General features: G+C 38.5%; 15 protein-coding genes. 6 read left to right on the top strand and 9 right to left on the bottom strand.

Features of this window, described 5'->3' with window-relative positions; genetic code table 11:
* Window positions 1–95: 95 nt before the first annotated feature.
* The 7 genes from GVN22_RS18330 to GVN22_RS18300 form a co-directional block, all read right to left on the bottom strand.
* Window positions 96–2,207 carry a PQQ-binding-like beta-propeller repeat protein gene (locus GVN22_RS18330; protein ID WP_166552460.1) on the bottom strand — a complete coding sequence of 704 codons (2,112 nt, stop codon included), beginning with the start codon at window positions 2,205–2,207 and terminating at the stop codon, window positions 96–98.
* A 297-nt stretch (window positions 2,208–2,504) separates the two neighbouring features.
* Window positions 2,505–3,692, bottom strand: coding sequence for an MFS transporter (locus GVN22_RS18325; RefSeq protein ID WP_166552459.1), 1,188 nt, complete (start codon window positions 3,690–3,692; stop codon window positions 2,505–2,507).
* Window positions 3,693–3,863: 171 nt separating this feature from the next.
* On the bottom strand, window positions 3,864–5,297 hold the full coding sequence (locus GVN22_RS18320) for a glycoside hydrolase family 1 protein (protein WP_166552458.1): 1,434 nt from the start codon (window positions 5,295–5,297) through the stop codon (window positions 3,864–3,866).
* Between the two features lie 157 nt (window positions 5,298–5,454).
* Window positions 5,455–8,319 (bottom strand): TonB-dependent receptor domain-containing protein, encoded by a 2,865-nt coding sequence (locus tag GVN22_RS18315; protein ID WP_166552457.1) that lies wholly within the window; start codon window positions 8,317–8,319, stop codon window positions 5,455–5,457.
* Window positions 8,320–8,877: 558 nt separating this feature from the next.
* Entirely contained in the window at window positions 8,878–9,789 is a 912-nt protein-coding gene (locus GVN22_RS18310) for an AraC family transcriptional regulator (RefSeq protein WP_166552456.1), read from the bottom strand.
* Between the two features lie 81 nt (window positions 9,790–9,870).
* A complete protein-coding gene (locus tag GVN22_RS18305) occupies window positions 9,871–12,153 on the bottom strand; it encodes an NADP-dependent malic enzyme (protein ID WP_166552455.1) in 2,283 nt (760 codons plus the stop codon).
* Window positions 12,154–12,532: 379 nt separating this feature from the next.
* A complete protein-coding gene (locus tag GVN22_RS18300) occupies window positions 12,533–13,942 on the bottom strand; it encodes a replication initiation protein (RefSeq protein ID WP_166552454.1) in 1,410 nt (469 codons plus the stop codon).
* Between the two features lie 871 nt (window positions 13,943–14,813).
* Here GVN22_RS18300 and GVN22_RS18295 point away from each other — a divergent pair.
* From GVN22_RS18295 to GVN22_RS18280, 4 genes are all read left to right on the top strand, one after another.
* On the top strand, window positions 14,814–15,773 hold the full coding sequence (locus GVN22_RS18295; RefSeq protein ID WP_166552453.1) for a ParA family protein: 960 nt from the start codon (window positions 14,814–14,816) through the stop codon (window positions 15,771–15,773).
* 16 nt (window positions 15,774–15,789) lie between these two features.
* Window positions 15,790–16,761, top strand: coding sequence for a hypothetical protein (locus GVN22_RS18290; protein ID WP_205690950.1), 972 nt, complete (start codon window positions 15,790–15,792; stop codon window positions 16,759–16,761).
* A gap of 345 nt (window positions 16,762–17,106) precedes the next feature.
* Entirely contained in the window at window positions 17,107–17,730 is a 624-nt protein-coding gene (locus GVN22_RS18285) for a gluconate 2-dehydrogenase subunit 3 family protein (protein ID WP_166552452.1), read from the top strand.
* Between the two features lie 130 nt (window positions 17,731–17,860).
* Complete coding sequence (locus GVN22_RS18280; RefSeq protein WP_166552451.1) at window positions 17,861–19,576, top strand: GMC oxidoreductase; 1,716 nt, start codon at window positions 17,861–17,863, stop codon at window positions 19,574–19,576.
* Window positions 19,577–19,634: 58 nt separating this feature from the next.
* Here the strand turns inward: GVN22_RS18280 and GVN22_RS18275 are convergent, their stop codons facing one another.
* The gene (locus GVN22_RS18275) at window positions 19,635–20,039 is read right to left on the bottom strand and encodes a putative quinol monooxygenase (protein ID WP_240915702.1); all 405 of its coding nucleotides are present in this window, start codon (window positions 20,037–20,039) and stop codon (window positions 19,635–19,637) included.
* 141 nt (window positions 20,040–20,180) lie between these two features.
* Between GVN22_RS18275 and GVN22_RS18270 the strand changes: the two genes are divergently transcribed.
* Window positions 20,181–21,074, top strand: coding sequence for an AraC family transcriptional regulator (locus GVN22_RS18270; RefSeq protein WP_166552450.1), 894 nt, complete (start codon window positions 20,181–20,183; stop codon window positions 21,072–21,074).
* A 58-nt stretch (window positions 21,075–21,132) separates the two neighbouring features.
* Here GVN22_RS18270 and GVN22_RS18265 read toward each other — a convergent pair whose 3' ends face one another.
* Window positions 21,133–21,933: an NUDIX domain-containing protein gene (locus GVN22_RS18265; protein WP_205690949.1), complete on the bottom strand. Its 801-nt coding sequence runs from the start codon at window positions 21,931–21,933 to the stop codon at window positions 21,133–21,135.
* A 130-nt stretch (window positions 21,934–22,063) separates the two neighbouring features.
* Between GVN22_RS18265 and GVN22_RS18260 the strand changes: the two genes are divergently transcribed.
* A complete protein-coding gene (locus GVN22_RS18260; RefSeq protein ID WP_166552449.1) occupies window positions 22,064–23,017 on the top strand; it encodes a PD40 domain-containing protein in 954 nt (317 codons plus the stop codon).
* The last annotated feature ends 16 nt before the right edge of the window (window positions 23,018–23,033 follow it).

The following is a 23,033-nucleotide window of genomic DNA, read 5'->3' as shown; positions in this document are numbered from 1 at the left end:
CTCATTTTTTTAAACTTTTCTCATAAAAAAATAGATTAAAAGGGCAATGGTAAATAGTTTGTACCTTTTTAATCCATCGCCCTAAAGGTTTTTTATCAAGGTAAAGCAAAGGCTACATAGAGATTTCCTTTGGGTGTACCCAGTTTTGTGCCCCCACAGGCGAGAACAATGTATTGTTTTCCTTTCACCGCATAAGTAGAAGGTGTTGCAAAGGCAGCGGCAGGTAGTTGCGTTTCCCACAAAAGCTTGCCTGTATTTTTATCAAATGCCCTAAAATAACCATCTTTGGTAGCGGCGATAAACAACAAACCACTAGCGGTTACGACAGGACCACCGTAATTTTCAACACCCGTATTCTTGATTCCTTGTTTGGCAAGTAGAGGGTCAAAACCTAAAGGAATTCGCCACTTAAACTCCCCTGTATTCAAATCTATAGCCGTAAGTTGTCCCCAAGGCGGTGCAATAGCTGGCAAACCACGATTATCCAAAAATTTGTTATACCCATCACTTTTGAAAGGAATATAAGGCTCATTATCTGCTTGACTAGAAGCACTTACCTCTTTTTTCTCCTCTCCTACCAAAAACGAAACAATGGCTTGCTTGTCACTAGCCGAGATAGCCGTAAAACCGGGCATCATTCCTTTTCCAGTACTAATAATTCGGTTGATATAGGCTTTATCGTATTTCTTTTCAATACCCAACAAGGACGGATAATTACTCTGAGGATTCCCCATTCGATCTTTGCCATGACAAGCCGAACATTGAGCATAATATAATCTCTCTCCTGTAGTCATTTGACTCAATTGAGCTTTTTTGGGTGACTCAACCATTTTGAGAATCCATGCCATTTCATTAGAGTTGACATAAAGCGTTCCTTCTGGATCGGCCGCAGCGCCACCCCACTCAGCGCCTCCATCATAGCCGGGTAATAGCAATACGCCTGTTTTGTTACCGGGCTGATATATCGCTGTTTTGAGTTTTTTTAGCTCTTTTATTAACTCCGCTCGGTTTTCAGCATAAGGGCTAATCTGAGCTTCGGTAATTGTATTTGATTGTCGAGCGTATGGTTTAGGTTTGCTCGGAATCGGTTGGGTTGGCGATGTTATTTCTCCTGCTAAACTTGACTTAGGCACAGGTATTTCATTGATTGGAAAAATAGGTTTTCCTGTTTTTCGCTCAAACACATACACATATCCTTGTTTGGTTACCTGCGATACCACATCGATTTTTTTGCCTTTTTGCGTAATTGTCAACAAATTGGGAGGTGCTGGTAAGTCTCTATCCCAAATATCATGGTGTGTTGTTTGAAAATGCCAAATGCGCTTGCCTGTACGAGCATCTAGTGCCAATAAACAGTTTGAGAAAAGATTTTTTCCTTTTCTATTTCCTCCATAAAAATCATACGCCGCCGAGCCCGTTGGCACGAATAAAATACCATTTTCTTTGTCTACAGCCATTCCAGCCCAGTTATTGGCACCGCCAATTTCTTTATTTTGATAGGCATTTTTAGGAAAAGTCTGGTAGCCATATTCATTAGGATAAGGGATAGTATGAAATGTCCAAGCCAACGCACCAGTCTTCACATCAAATGCTCTGATATCGCCTGGAGCAGCATCTGCACCTTCCGATAAACGCACGGGCATAATAATCAAATCTTCGAAAACTGTCCCGGGAGTATTGGAAATGATAAACTTATTTTGGGCGATTTCTGGTAATCCTTTATGTAAATCGATTTTACCATTCTCACCAAAACTATCAATTGGTTTACCTGTATTGGCATCTAATGCCCACAAACTTGGTCCAGTGGTAAATAAAATTCTTTTGTCATCTCCTTTTTGCCAATACGACACACCTCGACTGGTACTTGACCAATGTTTGAGCGGGTCGCCAAATTTCCATATTTGTTTACCCGTTGAGGCATCTAAAGCAAAAGCTTGCACAGAAGCACTCACGCCATACAGCACCCCATCGATGATTAGAGGGTTTACCTGCATTTGTCCAGAGTCAGGAAGCGCATACGTCCACGCTACTTTGAGCTGACCCACGTTTTCAGGGGTAATTTGTCGTAAAGTCGAATAGTGATTACGATTGGCGCCACCGAGGTAGTCACTCCAATCATTTTCTGTTCCTTGATTTTTATTCATCCAAGCCCAACTTAGCATAGCTATAACCGAGAGCAAGGAAAAACTAAGTATTCTGATTTTCATAAATTTGATAGTAAAAACTTGGGGTTATTGATTATTAGATTACCAACAAAGGTAAATTTTATCACAAAAAAATTATACTTATTTGTTGGTGAGTTCTTCTTTAGCCAATAAATAACAAGTTTTTACCAACCCATATATGAATCAATCACCTAAAACAATTGTGGATTTGGGATTCTTGATTTCGGAAATATTGAAAAATACGTTCATTGTTAAAAAACATAGGGTCACACTTCCGCAATCCAATATCATTATGATTTTGAGCAACTTAAAACTATAAATCCAAACATATATCTATTTTTATAACTGAGGTTTTTCTTGTAGTTGAGTCACAAAAATTAACCCCAGCATTGCTAATAATCCCGAAACACCCAAAAATGCGCTAGCGTTGATTTGGTCAGAGAGAATACCTGACAAAGCTGGGATAAGCACACCACCTACAATTTCGCCTACCCCCATAATCAAGCCCATAGCTTTGGCTCTTAGGTGTGCTGGCACTGCTTCTGAAGGTATTACGGCGGCAACCATAGCCAAACATCCCATCATAAAATACGTGACAAACATAGCAGGCAATTGGAAAGCCGAACCAGCCAACGCATATACAGCAAGCGGGTACAATATACCCAATGCCATGAATACGAACATGACGGGCTTACGTCCTATTTTGTCGGAAAGAGCAGGTACAACAATCGACGATAGCAAGCCAGATACGCCCAAAAGTCCCATCGTTTTTCCCATTTCGTTGGGAGTCATGCCTTGAACGGTGACAAAGTATTTTGAAATAAAAGGCAAGGTAGCAAACCACCACCCAAATACACAACAGGCCACAGCGATACCCCAACGAACGTTGTTATACTGCCAAAGTTCTTGGATATTGATACTTTTCTCTTCTTTTACGGCAATACTCTCGGCGGTTGAAGCCTTGATATAACGCCATGCCAACAAGCCTAATACCAGCCCTGGTACACCTGCCACATAAAAAGCATCGCGCCAGCCGATTTGCTCGGCTATTTTTACCAATACGACTGGAGCTAAAATAGACCCAAACAAAGCTGAGCCTACGCCTTGTAAAATACCAGCATTTAGCCCCAAACGATGGGGAGACGATTCTTTTTCTACAAAATTTTGTGCTAAAGGTATCACAGCCCCTTCCGAAAATCCCATCAATAAACGAGCTGCAAACAAGGTGACAAAACTACTTGCCATCCCCGATCCTACCGAACACAAAGAAAAAACACCTACTGCTACTAAAAAAACGGTTTTCTTTTTGGCATTGGCTTCTGCCCAAGCTGTTGAAAAATAGCTGGAAAAAGCCCAAGCCAACGACAACGCTCCTGCCAACAGCCCTATTTGGGTATCGCTTAAAGATAAATCTTTGGCCACATAAGGAATCAAAAAGTTGAGGGCTAATCTATCAAAAAATAGACAGCCAAAGACCAAGGCCATCAAGGCTACTAGTCCGTTTTCATAGGTAAGTATTTTTTTCATGGTTAAAAAGAGATAGTACTACCCTGTCATTTATTCCGTTGGAAAATCGTACTCTCCTCCGATGACCTTAAACAGGGTTATTTCGGGTTTATGCTTGGTTTTGAAGGCCTATTTTTTCGATTATTTTGCCGTCATACTGGGCTGACTCGGTATCGCTGTGGCAGAGCCTTTTTAAATCCCTTTATACTTCTGAATCAATTTTTTGTATTCAAAAAAGCTTTGTTTGGGAATGCGTTCTTGTGTTTTGAAATCGACATAAATGAGTCCCAAACGCTTGGTATATCCCGACACCCATTCAAAGTTATCCCAACCACTCCAAACCATATAACCTCCTAGATTTACCCCTTCTCTTTTTGCTTTTAAGGCATAAGCCACATGTCGTTTGATATAGTCGATACGCAAAGGATCGTTTACTTTTCCGTTTTTCACAACATCTTCTCCTGCAAATCCTGTCCCGTTTTCAGTGATATACACTGTCGGATTACCATAGTCCTTCTTCAAGCGTATGAGCATTTTGTACAAATATTCAGGCATAACAGGACCAACATTCGACTTGATGGCATCAGGATTATTGTCTAGCCATTTCAATGACATAGCAGAATCTTCGCCCTTTACTACTGCTGGAGCATAGAAATTTATGCCTAAAAAATCAGGCTTATTCTGAGCAATGAAGGTCAAATCACTCGCACTTGGCTGAAAACTAGGGTTGTATTTTGCTAAAGAGTCCATCGCCATTTGGGGATATTTTCCTTTGTATAATGGGTCTAAAAACAAGCCATTAATCAGAATATCTTGAAAATTTGCGGCTTTTACATCGGCTACCTTACTGGCGTTCCAAGCAGCCCCAGGATTTACATTCAGTACGATGCCAATTTGCCCTTTCAACTGTAATGAATGATACAATTCAATGGCTTTAGCGTTGGCAATGAGTTGTCTATGAGCCTTTTGCATTTGGCTCATATAGTACTCTTTAGGAGGAATATGCTTGCTTTCTTGTTCGTGAAGCATATTTTCTACTAAAAAGAACTCAATGTAAGGCTCATTGAACGTAATAAAATGTTTGACTTTTTTACCAAATCGTTTCATGACAATCGACGCATAATTGATATACCAATCAACCATAGCAGGGTTACCCCAACCGTCTTTTTGCATCAAAACAACGGGATAGTCGAAATGATAAATCGTCACGAATGGTTCTAAACCCGCCGCAAGCACATCGTCAATCAATTGGTCATAATGTGCCAATGCTTTTTCATTAACAGCCCCCGTACCATCGGGAATAATGCGACTCCAATCCAAAGAAAAGCGGTAAGAGTTAGCACCAAGCTGCTTGAGCAATGCCAAATCTTTGAGGTATTGCGTGCGGTCATACATGTTGATGGACACATTACCCGTTTGTTTTTCCCCAATAGTAAATTGCGTTATACCCACTTTATTGGTCAAAAAATCCCATTTTGATTCTCCTTTACCATCGGTCTGGTAAGCACCTTCTACCTGATAAGCGGCCGTGGCTACTCCCCAAAAGAAAGGCTGTTTTTTTTGTCCAAAAACTAAAATATTCGTACAAAAGAGTAAAAAACTCAAACTTATTTTTAGTTGCTTCATCTTTCTAAACATTGATATAAGAAACAGGAAAGGTTAGATTAATCACATAGCTATATCATGCTGATTGTGAGTACTTTCAAATAACAGATATACAATTAACTAATACCATCTCCTTACTTAGTTGAAAAAGAGGTGCGTTACACCTCTTTTAAGAATCTTAGAATTTATAACTCGCCGTAATAAAATAGGCACGAGGCATCGAACCTTGGGTTGAATACACGGCATTAGGATTGGCAGCTACATACTCTTTGGTAAACCCTTGACGGTTTAGTGCCGCAGGAAACCCACCAGGACCAGACCAGCCCAATACACCATACACATTGGTTATGTTATTGATATTTCCCTGCAAACGCAATTTTGGATTAACATCATACCCAATGCTCCAATCCAATTGACCAAATGCTGGCATTTTGAAAGCATTCGGAATATTGGCTTGTCGTGAACCCATGTAGTAATAGTTGAACGAGGTATTAAATTTGCCTTTTTGATACATCGGCGTAAGACCAAACATGACTTGTGCATTGTTGTCTGTTTCGTTTCCTGAAAAATCTAATAGCACATCTTGACTAGCGTTTACACCGCTCGAAATCCATGTTTTATACTCGATAGCTTTAGAGTTTTGAAACGTTGCCTGAGCTCTAAGGCTAAGATTTTCGTTGAATGCCACAGTACCTTCCAATTCGATCCCGTAGGTACGATACTTTCCATATTGTGTGGTTGGATTATAGTTTTGTCCGTTCGAGTCTTGAAACGCAAATTGTAAGTTTGGCACATTGCTCAAGTAGCTATAAAATGGTGTCACATTCAAGCTAAAGCGGTTTTTCTTCAGTTTCAAGGCTGCTTCTATTTGTTGTATATGCTGTGCGTCGGTATTCAAACTGTTAATCAAAAACTGGCTAGTTGCACTGAAAAACTGACCTATTTCTGGGGCTTTTTTACCATCAGAATATCGTACATATACCGCTGCTCCCTCATTGATTTTATAGTTTAACCCAGCCGAAAAAGAGACTGTATTAATCGTTTTATCAAAAGGCAGTGGTGTTCCTGCCGTTCCACCGCCATTGTCATACACGGTCAATGGGTTGCCGTCTGTGCCACCCCAAGCAGGATTATTTTCGTTTGCATTTCGGGTAACTGGCGTATTTGAACCTTTGTAATTGGTATGTTCATAACGAAGTCCCCAGTCCAAATTTAGGTCTGGTGTAATAGACCAGTTATGTCCTAAAAACAAAGCCATTTGGGATTTTGTAGCATCTGAAGTAGTTACTCCTCCCCTTCCCAAATCCATAAATCCATTCGGGTCTGTGATTTGATAAGTTTTACCATCTAAACCATTCAATTTAATATCTACCAAATGTGGTTGGTCTTGGATAGTGCCTACACCTACTCCCGAATCCTCTTGTCCGCCCGCACGTGTTACATGGGATGATGCTGCAAATCCACCAAAGTTGAAACTCATATTGCTCAACTTCTTCGTGAAGGAAAATTGATCCATCCATTCATCGATTTTGATATCTTGATAAAATAATGGCAAAAAGAATAAGGAGTTTTTCTGTACGTTTGCACCAGGGAAATTATTATTAGCGCCTGGGATAAATTGAAAACCTGCAAAATTTCCATTGATAATATTGGGCACAACTGTCATTGTACCAAGGCTCTGCCCTGTTACTTTGTCAGTAAACACATAGGTTCCCAATTTGCCTGTTTGAATTAGGTGAGGTAAAGCGTAGAAAATAATTCCATCCGTTGCAAAAGGGGTCACAACCGCTGGCACGCTTCCTGTCATGTGTTTCGAAGATATCTTTCCATCATTCTTAAAAGTCCAATCATTACCCAAGTCCTGTACCCAGTTTACGCCAAAAGCTTTATCACGATTATAATATTTATCTTTCGAGTTAAATGTTGCCGTACCTGTATTATTGATAGGAATAGTTAAGGAAACGGCTGGCAAATTATAAGAATCTGTCGTAGAAAGCCCTGACATCACTTGTGGATTGTTCCAACCTTGTGTCGGAATAAACTCAGACTGCGCATTACGGTCGTCAAGTACCTTTACAAACATTTTCAAACTACCAGATTTGTAATTTTTTACCACATTTGCTCTCAATTGTCCACCGTTGTTGCTTGCATAACCTGGGTATCTTGCCCCATCCGAAACCCTGTAAAATCCACCAACTTGATAGGTCCATGAGCCATCTTTACTAAGTGGACCACCCATCGTAGCATCTATACGATAAAAAGGATTTTTGCCATTGCCTTCCAAACCAAGTTTGGTTCTTACTTCACCTTGAAAGGTACGACCTCCTGTTTTTGATACATAATTAAAAATACCGCCAGGGGCATTAGCGCCCAAAATTGAAGCCGTTCCGCCTCTTACTGCTTCCAAACGCTCGGTCATAATATCGGCTCTCAGGTAATTATCTGTTCCATAATTGACGTTCATCAATGGTAAACCGTCTTCTTGCATTGATACATAATAATACCCCGAAGCATTATCAATCGAGTTGGCAGCAATACCTCTTGAATATACCGTATTGGCAATTTCTCCTCTGGCATTGTTGACATATACGCCTGGGATATTTTTCAATAAATCTGCCGCACTGGTAATCGCCAAAGAAGATATTTGCTTAGCATTCATCGTAGAAATAGCGACAGAAGATTCCATCTTTGTTCTTTTGTCAAATACCCCCGTTACGATTACCTCATCGAGATTTTCGGTAGCTTCACTTAACGTAATATCTATCATTTGTCGATTGCCTACTTGTACAGATTGGCTTTGATATCCTACAAAAGAAAATACCAAAGTTTGGCTACTATTGGCTTCGATTCCAAACTTTCCATTGGCATCCGTAGTAGTACCTTTGCTGGTGCCTTTAATGGCAACGCTTACGCCTACCAATGCTTGACCTGTGGTCGCATTTATTGTTCCTGTGACTTTGCGCTGTTGTGCAAAAACCGATAGATTGATTAATGTCACCAGAAAAACAAAGAAAATTCTTTTCGTAAATGAATTATTTCCCATTTTTTTGTAATTGTGTTTGAGTACTACATGAACCAAACCGTTTGTCCTCTGCCACTTCCCACGGTATTGGAGGACTTCAAGCTGATAAAACCTGACCGTTTTATCAGCTTTTTTTGTGATTTAATGATTTACACATCCTAGTCACTTTATAACAGTTCGAATAATTTGTTGTACAAAACTAATTACATTAAAAAAGGAAAAATTAGCACAAAACGGTGATTAATATGCAAAATCCGTTATTTAGAAAGAAATTCTTTCCTTGAAGCGATTCTTTTGGAGGAATCTCCATGTTGAGCAGCGAGATTTTTTTTAATACAGTCCAAAGATGGTCATTATTCATCGTCTAGAAATATAAAAAAGCTCCGTAGATACCAGAGAACCCAACATGGTTTGTTCTCGTTGGTATCTACGGAGCTTTTCTAGTTTGTTGGAGACAACTTCAACAAAGGCTAAATCATATTTTACAAAAAACTAAGGTACTTTTCAATATTTCCAAAATCAGAAATCCCAAATCTGCAATAGCTTGTAATCCTTCGTACAGTCCTAATCCGACATAAATTACAACAACGATTGCCTAAATTCTTTGGGAGAAAGCCCGATTTTATTTTTGAAAAAACGACTAAAATCACTTGGATTTGTTTCTGAAAACTTAAATGCAATTTCACTAATTGACAAGCTTGTTTGCTTGAGCAACACCTTTGCTTCCAGAATAATCATATCGGCCAGAAGTTCTTGAGATGTTTTACCAATAGTAGCTTTTACACATTTGTTGAGATGATCGGGCGTAATTGCCAGCATAGAAGCATATTCCGAGACTTTATTGGTCTGGTAGATATATTGCGATAAAAGGTCTTTATAACGCTCGGTAACACGTAAAGCGGCGTTTTTGGAAGCAACCTTTGTACTTTTTTTAATAACGCTTAGTTCATTGAACAATGCCAAAAGATAAGCTGCTATCAATTGAGTATGAAAACTTTTATTGGAAAGATATTCTGCCTGCAATCGATCCAAGATATTCATAATCGGAGGAAGCATCTCTTCTGCCACTTCGATAATAGGGTCTTCGGCAAAATGCCAAAAAGAAAAATCTTCGTCGAATGGGCTGTGAGGAAATAATTTATTAAAAATTTCTGAGTCAAAATGGCAAAAATACCCTTGCGCATCTTCACTCATAAATTCGTGTGTGGAAATTTGATAGGCAGGTAAGAAGAAAAAAGTATTTTTACTAAACTCATATTTATGCAAGCCTTTACTTCTGACAGAATGCCCCTGAGTCAATAGAATAAAATCAAATACCGTTTTGCGGTGCGGCTGTAGCGGAAACTTGATTTTAGCACGCACTTCTTCTATTTTGTTGATGTGAAAAAGATGGTGAAACTCTGTCACATTCATTTTCCACTCAGTACCAAAATGATGAAGATTTAGCTCCCTTGGTGACATAGGAACTAATTTTTGTTTATTCTCTTGCATAGTTTTCAGGTTTGTGAGTTTAGCCAAAGTCAAAATAACAGGGATAAAGCGCCTTTGTGCCTTACCCCTTTTCTCTTACATCTATCTTTGATTAATTTGGGCATCAACTACCGCAATAGCCACCATATTGACAATTTCACGAGTGGTCGAGCCTAATTGTAACAAGTGAATTGGCTTGTCTAGTCCCAATAATACTGGACCTATTTTCTCGATATTGGCGATTTCTTTTACCAAATTATAGGCAATATTCGAAGCCGATAAATTCGGGAATACCAGTACATTAGCACCGCCGTCAACCAAGTCGCAGAACGGATGATTTTCTTTCAATAAATCCAAATTAAATGGCAAGTGCGCTTGCATTTCGCCATCTACAATCATTTCTGGATTACGTTCTTTCAAAATACCTAATGCCTTTCTCATTTTGATGGCATCGTCGCCATCGGCACTTCCAAAATTGGAATAAGTTAGTAAGGCAATTCTTGGCTTGATATTAAACTTTTCTACCTCTTTAGCAGCAAGTTCAGCAATCTCGACAATTTCTTCTGCCGTTGGATTAAAGTTTACCGAAGTATCTGTCAAGAATAACGGACCAAAACGGCTCATCAAAATGTACATACCTGATACTTTTTTGACTCCTTTCTGACGACCAATCGTTTGCAAAGCAGGGCGAATCGTATCTGGATAGTTACGTGTCATACCACCAACCATCGCATCGGCTTCACCTGTTTCGACCATCATACAACCGAAGTAGTTACGACGGCGAATTACCTCTTGTGCTTCTATCTTGTTAAAGCCTTTGCGTTTACGCTTGTTAAAAAACAACTCGCTGAATTTCTGTAAACGAGCCTGCTCTGTTTCTGTCTGTGGCTGATGCGAATTGATGATTTCGATACCTTCTAAGTTTAACTGGTTTTCGATCGCCAATTGCTGTATTTTTTCGACACTTCCTAACAAAATTGGAATGGCAATGCCTTCTTCTTTTACTTGTTGTGCCGCTTTCAGAACCGTCAAATTTTCGGCATCCGCCAATACTACACGCTTAGGGTCTGTTTTGGCTTTGTTGATAATGACTCTGGTCAAGGTATTATCCAAGCCCAAACGTTTTGACAAATGGGTTTCATACGCTTCCCAATCTGTTATAGGACTTTTGGCTACGCCTGTATCCATGGCTGCTTTGGCTACGGCTGGTGCTACGGTTGTCAACAAACGAGGATCTACTGGTTTGGGGATAATATACTCACGACCAAAAACGATATTATCTTTGCCATAAGCCATATTTACGACGTCAGGAACGGGCTTTTTAGCCAAATCAGCCAATGCTCTTACGGCCGCCAATTTCATTTCTTCATTGATTACTTTTGAGCGAACATCCAAAGCACCACGGAAGATATACGGGAATCCTAATACGTTATTGACTTGGTTGGGATAATCGCTACGTCCTGTCGCAAAAATCAAATCTGTGCGGGTAGAAGTAGCATCTTCATAACTAATTTCTGGAGTTGGATTAGCCATGGCAAAAACGACACAATCAGCACCCATACTTGCCAACATTTCCTTCTTTAAGGTATTTCCTCTTGAAAGCCCTATGAATACATCTGCTCCTTCCAAAGCATCTGCTAATGTGGTTGAAGCCGAAACTGTACCATTAGCAAATTCTTGTTTTTTCCCATCCAAATTATCACGGTCTGGATGAATCAAACCCTTTGAATCAAACATAAAAATATTCTCTTTCAAAGCCCCTAAGCTATGATATAAGCGAGTACAAGAGATTGCCGAAGCACCAGCACCATTTACAATGATTTTTACTTTGGCTATGTCCTTTCCTACTAACTCTAAGGCATTGATTAATGAAGCAGCACTGATAATAGCAGTACCATGCTGGTCATCGTGCATTACGGGAATATTCAACTCCGCTTTCAGGCGCTCTTCGATTTCGAAACAAGCGGGTGCTGAAATATCCTCTAAGTTTACACCACCAAATGTTGGTTCTAAGATTTTTACGGTTCTAACAAACTCATCTACATCTTTGGTATCTAACTCTATATCAAAAACATCAATGTCTGCATAAATTTTGAACAAAAGACCTTTTCCTTCCATGACAGGCTTTCCAGCCACAGCACCTATATCGCCGAGTCCAAGTACTGCTGTACCGTTTGAAATAACTGCCACGAGGTTTCCTTTTGCGGTGTATTTATAGGCATCTTCAGGATCCGCAGCAATAGCCAAACATGGCTCTGCCACACCTGGTGAATAAGCCAAAGTCAAGTCATGCTGTGTAGCAGTTTCTTTGGAAGGAATCACTTCAATTTTGCCTGGTCTTCCTTTTGCGTGGTAGTTAAGAGCTTCTTCTTTTAGGTTTTTCATTATAATAAGACTTCTATTGGTTATAGTGCAACAAAATAATTGGTAATTTTTTAAGATAAATTAGCACAAAACTGCATCTAATATGCAGAATCAGTGCTTTTTTACTCTATTATCTGCATAAATCTTTATAAAACATCCACTAATCTGTCTTTCATCAGATTTTAGTGTATTTATCTTAAAAAAGTCATATAAACAAAAGTGTTGCTATTTGGGAAAAAGAAGAGCTTTAATTGGTATTGGGGTGCACAATGCTAGTAGCTAGCGGTAGATGTTGTTGGAAGGGGTATTGAAGTAAATGGCGGTAAATGGAATATTTGGAGTAAAAACAATAGGTCTAACATCGTCAGCTCAGGATTGAGTTTTGCCTGAGCTGGTACATTTATTCTTTATATCCTAGAGCAGCGAGCTCTTCTCTTGTCTTCTTTACCTTAGCATTGAAATACTGGGTCATTGTATCATATTCTTTGGACATGGTGGATAGAATAGAAACTTTTAACCCTTGGATGATGTCTCGTTGTAAATTTTCTTCTAGGTTCTTTTGTGAGTCATAAAAGTTATTTGCCTGTATTCGCTGTACCAATTCGTCTCGTAAGGTCGAATTTTGACTTAATAACTTTTGTACTAACTCGGCTTCTTTAATTTTATACTCTTGCCAAATATGCTGAAACTCGGCTTTTTTCGCTTCAATCAATGCCGTATTTACTTGCACTTTTTTAGCTTCCTTTTTGACCTTTGTTTTTGTTACCTCATACTTATCATAAAGATTGGGAGTACTCACCATCGTATTGAGCATTCCTCCGATATTATTGACGGTATTGCCTGCCTTGATATAATTGATGGTATAGGCAATGCCTTTCTCGATTTGCTCAATCGGTAAATCCTTAAGCCATTTTTTTACTTTGGCTTTAGTAACATAATTGCTTACCGTTGCATAAATGCGTTCAAGCTCCTCGGCACTGGTGTCTATTGCCTTTACTTCTTTGGGCTTGATTTTCTCTCCTACTTTTTCTCGCTGATTGTTAGGATTATCAAAAATATTGAAGGTAATGGCAACCACTTTCTTTTTCAAAATATCTTCTTCAAAAGTAAAATAAATGTCAGTATGCTTCAATAAGTCTTTTTCTGCTCTTTTAATCAAACCTTTGAAATGGCCATAAAGTTGGTATTCGTTGGGCTCGATCGAAAGAAGCGTTTTGAGTTCGTCTACCCTAAATTTTCGCTTTCCAATTTTTTGATATTGCTTCAGTAACTCAAATAAACGAACCGAGTAAATACTCGACAAGCTCAGAATATTTCTGATATCATATACCAAATATCGTTCTTTTAATTCGAGTAAGAAGGGTCTAAGGGCAGGGTGAAAACTCAGCTTGATGTAATCTCCTCTCCCACGCTCTTCAGGGGTAGCTGTGGAAGCTACGAGGTGGGTTGTAAATTGTTCTTTGCGTCCATCATCTAGCGTTCGGATAATACCTACTTTTTTGTCTAATAGCTTTTCACCTGCCGATTTGATACTATCATAGACTTGTCCAGAATCGTGTAATCCAAACTCTCGCACAATATCTCCTGCATTGATTTGATATTCTCTAAAGTCTGTATCTTCATGCTTAATCAGAGTAAGCATAAATGCAAATACTCTTGTCTCCCAGATATCAAACTTATATCTAGCCTCTACAAGCTCATTAGCTTTTCGGATGAGCTTAATATCTGAATCAATGATGGGTAATTCTTTCTTTTTAGGTGGCATATCTAATATTCCAGAAATATATAGCAATACAAATATATCTATCATAGCTAATTTTACAACTGATAGATACTCTTTATTTTTAGATCAAAAGTTGTTTTCTGATAAAAACTCCGAACTTTTTGTGATAGTTGTGCAAATTTCAAGCATATAAAAAGCCTCTAAAACACCTAAAAACGGCATTCTCAAAATGATTATGAGCGCAAAAAAGTTTTCCGAATTATTTGTGATAGTTGTCCTAAAACTATGCTCTAAAAGACCTTGAATAAATGCAAAAATATTTCAGTATTAGCCAATTTTTATCTTCCGAATTATTTGTGATAGTTCCGAATTATTTGCGATACTTAATTCCATTTTTTTCCGAATTATTTGTGATAGATAAGGGGTATTTTTGCTCCGAATTATTTGTGATAGTTCCGAATTATTTGTGATAGATTTCCGAATTATTTGTGATAGATGTGGATAACTTTTCCGAATTATTTGTGATAGTTGCCGAATTATTTGTGATAGATGACCTATTTAATAAGATGATTTTCAATTAGTTATGAAGCCTGAAAGTATTTAAATATTGTTGTTTATTTTAAAAAACAACAACAATAGTGTTTGTTGTTTCTATTTTAATTTTTCAAAAACAATAAAAAACAAAAAAATTGTACTAGAAAAAAAACTTTCCTTTATCCCCCAGTTGCGCGCGCCCCCCTTAATGGTTTTCACTCACAAAAGGTCTCTAAAAGCCAAGATGCTCAGACAATGTATGCCTGTAATTTGAGGAAGTTGCATAAAGTGTTGATATAGCATACCACTGAATGAATAGAGGATAACAAGGATATGTTTGTTTAGTTTTTCAAACAAAATTATACAATATGTTTGAAAAGTTAAGCATGGTAAGTAATTTAGCATCGTACAAAACTTCAAACCGATGCTTACACAAGAAACATTACTTAAGTTTTTGAAAAGACGTTCAGCTTTATCGATTGCTACCCTAGAGAGAGAAGCCTCATTACCCAAGAACACCCTTTCGGCGGTTCTTAATGGCTCGCGCAATCTGAATGAAAAGCACTTGGCTGACCTCTATCCTGTTGTGACACAATACGGTTTTAACCCTGAGGTTTTTGAAAAAGCACGCGTAATTTCAATCATCAATCATAAAGGCGGTGTAGGAAAGACCACAACTACGGCTTATTTGGGCGAAGCTTTGGCGAATAAGGGCTTTAAAGTGCTCTTGATAGACATTGACCCACAAGGAAGCCTAAGCGAGGTTCTAAACGTAAATGTGGGCGAAACACAGGTGTATCATTCCTTACTTAATTTGGAAGTTCCGCTCGCCATTCAAAATGTACTGCCCAATCTTGACATTTCGCCGAGCGATATTGAGCTGAGTACTGCCGAAAAAGAACTTTCCAACAAGATAGGTGGCGAACTACGTTTGCGAGTGGCAATCAATAAAGTTTCGAAAGATTATGACTTCATTTTGATAGATTGCCCGCCTTCGCTCAATATTTTGACCATTACGGCGATGCAAGCCTCGAACAGCTGTTTGATTACGACCCTACCAGAACAACTTGCTTACAAAGGACTTGTGGTGTTGTTGGAAAGAATCTCGGAAGTAAGAGCATTGTTAAACCCTTCGCTAGAATTGGACGGCATTGTATTTACGATGGTAAAAAATAATAGCATCCACCGTGAGTATAAAGAGCTCATGAGACAGCAATTTTCGGGACTGAGAGTATTTGACTCAGAAATAAAACATTTGATTGATTTTCAAAAAGCTATGGTTGAGCATCTGACTATTAGTGCTTTTAACAAAAGTTCGGAAGCTGCAACCTCCTATCAAAGTCTCGCTGACGAGTTTTTACAATCATTGTACAGTCGTAATTAATCAATTCTCTTAACCTATGGCAAAGAAATCTTTAGCAGAAAAGATGGCTGAAAATAGTCAGGCGCTTCTTCAAACCTTAAAACCCAATACCATCAATAGTTTTAGTACTACCGAAACTATTAAGAAAAATATTGTTGTCCTCGATGAACTACGCGATCTGATTCCTCCCTTGTTAGAAGTAGAATATTTGGCGCTGAAAGACAATTTGATAAAACATGGTTGTAAAGACCCTTTAAAAATTTGGCGTACCACCAAACACGTGGTAGGACAAACCAATGCGCCAGATGATGAAATATATGTACTGATTGACGGACACAACCGCTACAAGTTGTGCACAGAGCTGGGGATTTCTTTTAATATTCAAATTGACAATTTTGAATCGCTAAAAGAAGTACGAGATTTTATGATTGACTTCCAGTTGAGTCGTCGTAATATTACTCCGCAGCAAGCGTCATATTTGAGAGGATTACGCTATAATTCAGAGAAAAAAGAACTAGCTGATAACCTCAAAGGAGGTATTGTCCAAAACGAAAATTTGCCTAATGGGCAAAATGTCCATCTGGGAGAAAATCCTAAAAAAACCACTGCTCAAGAGCTTGGCGAGTACTTCAATGTGGATGAAAAAACGATTCGAAGAGATGCTGAATTTGCCAAAGGTTTAGAACGACTAGACCCTGTATTTCGCAAGGAAGTGTTGAATGGAAAAGTCAAAGTTGAAAAAACAAAGATTCAAAAACTAGGCAAAGCCAGTGAAGAGCTTAGTCCAATTACCAGCGTAGACGATGTTATTGCGGTTTATAATCAAATGGTAACAACAGAGCAGAGTAAGGGCGAAGAAACTCCAGTAAAATCTAACTTGGAATTACAATATGAAAAGCTCAATAAACAGCTTTTAAAGGCTTGTAAAGCGAAGAAAGTAGATAAAGGTAGTGTGCAAAAATTGAAAGAAACATTTGAAGCATTTATTAACTCAATCTCACAAGGATAGGTGAATGCAGAATGGAGAGTTAGTAGTTTACGAAGAATTTTAAACTATTGCAGATTTGGGATTTCTGATTTCGGAAATGTAATCCCTAGTTTTTGACCAACGATTCCGATTAGTAGGTGAATTTATTCACCCTTGACTATCATTTGAGAGTAACGAGATTTATCTATTTCGTTACTCTTTTTTTATATCTGTACACCTAAAAAATTTAACTGTAAGTAGAATTTGTATAACTTTCCCTTTTTTAATAACTTAATTTTGATTAGCTCAGCAGAGCCAAATCACTGACTTAACTGATTATACAGACCAATTATTTTTACTTAATATATCCAACCTTTTAACAGAACAATGAATAGAAGAGATGTTATAAAAAATGTAGCCTTGATGTTGGGCGGTGCGTTTTCTGCTCCTACACTCATGGCGATGAATCATTGGGAGAATCCGACCAAATCTTATCCTAGCGGGGCTACTTTTAGCTTGACTCAAACACAACGCAGTATCGTAGCCGAAATCGCAGAGTTGATACTTCCCAAAACTACAGCTCCCAACGACGTTTCACCTGGTGCAAAAGATGTTGGTGTTCCTGCTTTCATCGAAATGATGATGAAAGACTGCTATTTGCAACCCGAACAACTGAGTTTTATGGAAGGTTTGGAAAAGATGGAACAAGTGAAGTTTTTGGAGCTCAACGATAATGAGCGAAAAGGCATACTCAAATACTTGGAACAGGAAACCAAAGCTGAAATGAAAGCCCGCCAAATGAAACAAACCAAAATGGGAGACAACGACGATCATGAAGATATTAAAAAAGTAGCGAAAGGATTACCGTTTTGGCGACTCATAAAAGAGCTGACACTTTTGGGATACTTTACTTCAGAGGAAGGAATCAAAGCTTCTTTTGAGTATGTACAAATACCAGGAAAAGTGGAGAATATCAAGTTGAAACCCAATCAAAAATCGTATGCTTACTAGGTGAAAATAATAGAAATGTGATTCATAAATGGTGAATTGTCATGACCTAAAATAGGGTGCCAGTCAACAATATCGAGTTCAATTCTATTCTTCTGATAAAGCATTTTTAACTGTTAAATCGCTGAAAATAATGTATTTGAATATAAAAGCTACTAAAAATAACACCTTTGATGCAATCGTGGTTGGCTCGGGTATGACGGGTGGGTTTGCTGCTAAGGAATTAACTGAAAAAGGATTAAATGTATTAATGATTGAGCGTGGTCGTGAAATAAAACACCCGCAAGATTATGATACTGCCATGAAACAGCCTTGGGAAGTAGAACATAGAGGTAAGGTTACGGCGCATTCGGCTGAAGAACTTTGGGCAAATAAGCGCTTTGGCAATTTGGCTAATGATGAGTCAGGTCCGTTTTTTACAAATGATAAAGACAATCCATACATCGAAAAACGTCCTTTTGACTGGATTCGTGCATACCATACAGGCGGAAAATCGATGCACTGGGGACGACAGTCGTATCGTTTCAACAAAGAAGATTTTGAGGCTAATGCCAAAGAAGGCATTGGTATCGACTGGCCTATTCGTTATGATGATTTGGCTCCTTGGTACACTTACGTAGAAAAATTTGTAGGCGTTAGCGGACAAAAAGAAGGGCTTGATGTATTGCCTGATGGTCATTTTTTGCCAGCTATGCCACTATTTGCTCCCGAAGTGCATTTCAAGAAAATGATGCTTGAAAAATTTAATCGTCCTGTAACAGTTGGACGTGTGGCCAATCTCTCTCAACCACAAGAATGGCATACCAAACTGGGGAGGGCTTCCTGTCAATATCGTAACAAATGTGTGCGTGGATGTCCTTATGGAGCCTATTACAGCTCACTTTCAGGAGCAATTCCAGCCGCTAATCTGACCAAGCGCTTGAGTATGTTGCACGATACCATTGTAGCCGAGATTCTTTATGATGAGCAAAAACAACGAGCTACGGGTGTACGTGTAATCAATCAAAAAACAAATCAAGTAGAAGAGTATTTTGCTAAAATTATCTTCTTAAACGCTGGTGCCATGAACACAGCAGCCTTGATGCTCAATTCAAAATCAAACCGTTTTCAAAATGGTTTGGGAAATGACAGCGATCAAGTGGGGCGTAATATCATGGATCACCATTTGGGCGTAGGAGCTACAGCAACGGTAGAAGGTTTCTTGGACGAATATGTCTATGGTCAGCGACCTAATGCACTTTACATCCCTCGTTTCCGCAACTGGGGCAATGACAAGCAATCTTATCTGAGAGGTTTTGGCTATCAGGGTGGAGCAAGCCGTGAAGGTTGGAGCAGAGGCGTAAATGCCGATGGTTTTGGTAGCGACTTCAAACAAAGTTTGACCAAGCCAGGGCAGTGGACAATTGGTTTTGGTGGTTTTGGCGAAGTGTTGCCCAATCCCGAAAATCGTATGTATCTCGACCCAACCAGAAAAGATAAATGGGGCGTTCCGATGATTGTGTTCGATGCAGCTTTTGGTGAAAATGAAATTGCAATGCGTAAAGATATTATGAACTCCGCTATGGAAATGATGGATGCCGCAGGCTTTAAAAACATTGCAGGATATAACCGACCAGAAGTACATTTAGGATTAGGAATCCACGAAATGGGAACAGCACGCATGGGGCGTGATGCCAAAACTTCTGTTTTGAATGCCTTCAATCAAGTACATTCGGTAAAAAATGTTTTTGTGACTGATGGCGCAGCAATGACTTCGTCATCATGTGTAAATCCATCGATTACCTATATGGCTCTTACTGCTCGTGCAGCCGATTACGCTGTCAAGGCTTTGAAGAAAAGAGAACTTTAAGAATAATTTAAATCAGGTTTTGAAAGGCACAAAGAAGACACTCACTTTGTGCCTTTTTTTATTTCATTTTCGAAAAAATTAATGGCATACTTTTAGCATCAAGCGTGCTCATTTCTACCAATTTAAGAGATTTTACCATGTGTAAAGTTGCCTTTTTGTAACGTAGAAAATGAGGCGTTTTCAAGTGAGCTTCATACGCTTCTCGGCTGGCATATATTTCCAAAAGTCGGAAAGTGGTAGGATGCTCTTTTTGAAACATCGGAAAAATTGAAATAACGCCCGTTTCCAACTTGACAGACATAGATGATTCTTCTTTCAAAATAGCCATATATTCTTCCAAATAAGTAGAGTCAATCTCTATTTCGGCAATACGAACCATCATGCTTGAAGAGGGCGCCGTTTGTGCATTTACGGCTAAATGGGTCATTAATGCGAGGGCTAGTGTTAAACAAAATGTTCTCATATTTACGTTGTTTGATGAATACAAAATTCGATTAAATTTTAGCGAAACTCTTATACAAATTACACCACTTCTTACCAAAATTCCTGATTCACTAGAAATAACTCATAGAACAATTATCTTGGACTTATAAAAAATCAAGATATGGAAAAACTGACCAGTGTAACCCAATTCAATACCATTAGAGGACAAATAACGCACCACCCGATGATGACGGTTTTGGACCAATCACAATCTTGTATGGTATGGTCAAAGCCCTATTTGTCGGAGTTATTTATCATCTTTTTGAAAGATATTCGTTGTGAGGATTTCAAATATGGACGTACCCATTATGACTATGAAGGAGATACGTTATTGTTTATTTCGCCAGGACAAATATTTGGTATTGAGTCAGTTGAAGAAAAAATGATTCAGCCAACAGGATGGGTGATAGCCTTTCATCCCGATTTTATCAGAGGGACACATTTAGGAAAAACGATTTCGAGCTATCCTTTTTTTCATTACCATTCTCATGAGGCTTTGCACGTCTCATCGCTTGAAAAAGAAATGATTGTCGACAATATGCAAAAGATAAGACAAGAATTGGAAGGACGAATCGATAAGCATAGTCGCATGATTGTGATTAATGCAATTGAGCTATTGCTGAGCTATTGTACACGCTTTTATGATCGCCAATTTATTACACGAGAAAACCTAAATCGAGATGTTTTAGCCAGATTTGAGCACTTACTTTTTGAGTATTTTCAATCCGAAAAGCCACAAATAATCGGAACACCAACGGTAAGTTATTGTGCAGAGCAACTACATTTTTCAGCTAATTATTTTGGAGATTTAATCAAAAAAGAGACGGGAAAGACAGCGCAAGAATATATCAAAGACAAAATTATTGAGATTTCAAAAGAGCGGATTTTAGATATATCTCAGTCAATCAGTGAAATAGCCTATGAGCTAGGTTTTAAGCATCCACCACATTTTACTCGATTATTCAAACAGAAAGTAGGTATTTCGCCTGTCGAATATCGGTCTATTTCTGTGTGATTACTCTTTTTCCAAAGTAAACTGAAGCATTTGTTTGCTTTGGAAAAAGAGTGAAATTTTAAACAGCATTATTCTTAAATCGATACAAATAAGGGGCTTTATTTTGGGCTCCTGTAAATTTCTTTTCCAGACGCTCCAACACATCAAGATCAAGGATTTTCTTTTGAAAGTTGCTAGCAGTGAAGGCTTTAGCATATACCGCTTCATATAATTCTTGAACTTCCTTCATGGTAAAAGTCTCAGGAAGAAGATTAAAGCCTATCAGTTTTTCATCCAAATTTTGTCTTAACGACTCCAAGCCATAGCGTAAAATTTCGTTGTGGTCATACACCATTGTAGGAATATCGTCGATACTTCGCCATTCTAATCGCTCGTCGAATTCGCCATTTTTGGGACTCACTTTCTGAATATCAACCAATGCGTAAAAACCAATACAAACAAATCGACCAGTCATCCAAGCAGTAACTTCTGGGTCAAATCGCTCGGCATCAAATTTGGGTAACTCGTCCATCATGACCGCATTGAAAGGATGTCCCACAATGCGATGGTCGTCACCAAAAACTCTAAACTGCTCCAAATAGATATTTTCAAGCCCTGTTCGCTCTTTGAGAACTCTTGTGGCAGCGCCATTGATACTTTCTGTTTTTCGAATATACCCTCCTGGTAACACCCAACTCTCTTTTCCAAACTTGAACTTAGAAATGAGCACTTTTAAGGTTTTTTGCTCATAGCCAAAAATTACGCAATCCATCGATAATTGCGCTATATAGTTTTCAATATCAAATCTCTTCATCAACAAATCATTTACTTCATTCTCTTTCTGCAAAGGTAAAGGTATTCTGAAAATTAAAATAGTCATTTTCAAATATTAGATATGAATATTTTTTATTATATATTTTTTATAAAATAAAAACTTTCTATACATTTGCTCAAGAATCAGAGATTGATTTCTCCTTCAAATCATTTTTTAGATCCATTTATTAATAACTATGAAAAAAATAAATACACTTCAAATTGCTGTAAATCAGACAAAAGCCTTTGCTATTGCCATGATTTTAGGAAATAGTACTCTTCTCTTTGCACAGAACAAAGTCGATACGACAAGCTATGTGCATACTTTGGATATTCAAACAGGAAAAATTGATACCCTTTGGTCTGCCAAAGCTCATTTTGAGGCGCCCAACTGGCATCCAGACAACTATCTGGTGTTGAATAGTAAAGGGAAAATATACACTTTTGACCTTGCCTCTAAAAAAATGAACCGACTCAATACGGGCTTTGCGACAGCTTGTAACAATGACCACGGTATTTCGCCCGATAAAAAATGGTTGGTAGTGAGTCACCATGACCAGACAGACCCTTCCACAAAGCCGTACAAATCAGCTATTTTTATCCTACCAATAACAGGAGGTACGCCCCGAAGAGTGACTTCTGAAGTGATGTCTTTTTGGCATGGCTGGACACCCGACGGGAAAACGCTGGCTTATTGTGGTGAAAGAAATGGAAACTACGATATATATACGATTGGAATTGAAGGAGGAACAGAAAAACGCCTAACCAGCACAGAAGGCTTAGACGATGGACCCGATTATTCGGCTGATGGGAAATACATTTATTTTAACTCATACCGTACTGGGCACATGCAAATTTGGCGAATGCTTGCCGATGGCACACAGCCAGAGCAATTGACTTTTGATGAAAACTCGAACTGGTTTGCTCATCCATCACCTGATAATCAATGGATTGTGTATATTGCCTATACTTCAGACGAAAAACAAAATCACTTGTTTGGCAAAAATGTCAAACTGCGTCTGATGAATCTCAAAACCAAAGAAATTAAAGATATAACACCTGTATTTTTTGGTGGACAAGGTACGATTAATGTGCCTTCATGGAGTCCAGATAGCAAGAAAATTGCTTTTGTGAGTTATAAAGTTCAATAATTTTTGAACTGCCCTT

It is taken from the genome of Cellulophaga sp. BC115SP (assembly GCF_009905545.1).
GTDB lineage: Bacteria > Bacteroidota > Bacteroidia > Cytophagales > Spirosomataceae > Flectobacillus > Flectobacillus rivi.
Note: the sequence above shows the minus strand (reverse complement) of the source record. Positions and strands in the feature narration are given on the sequence as shown.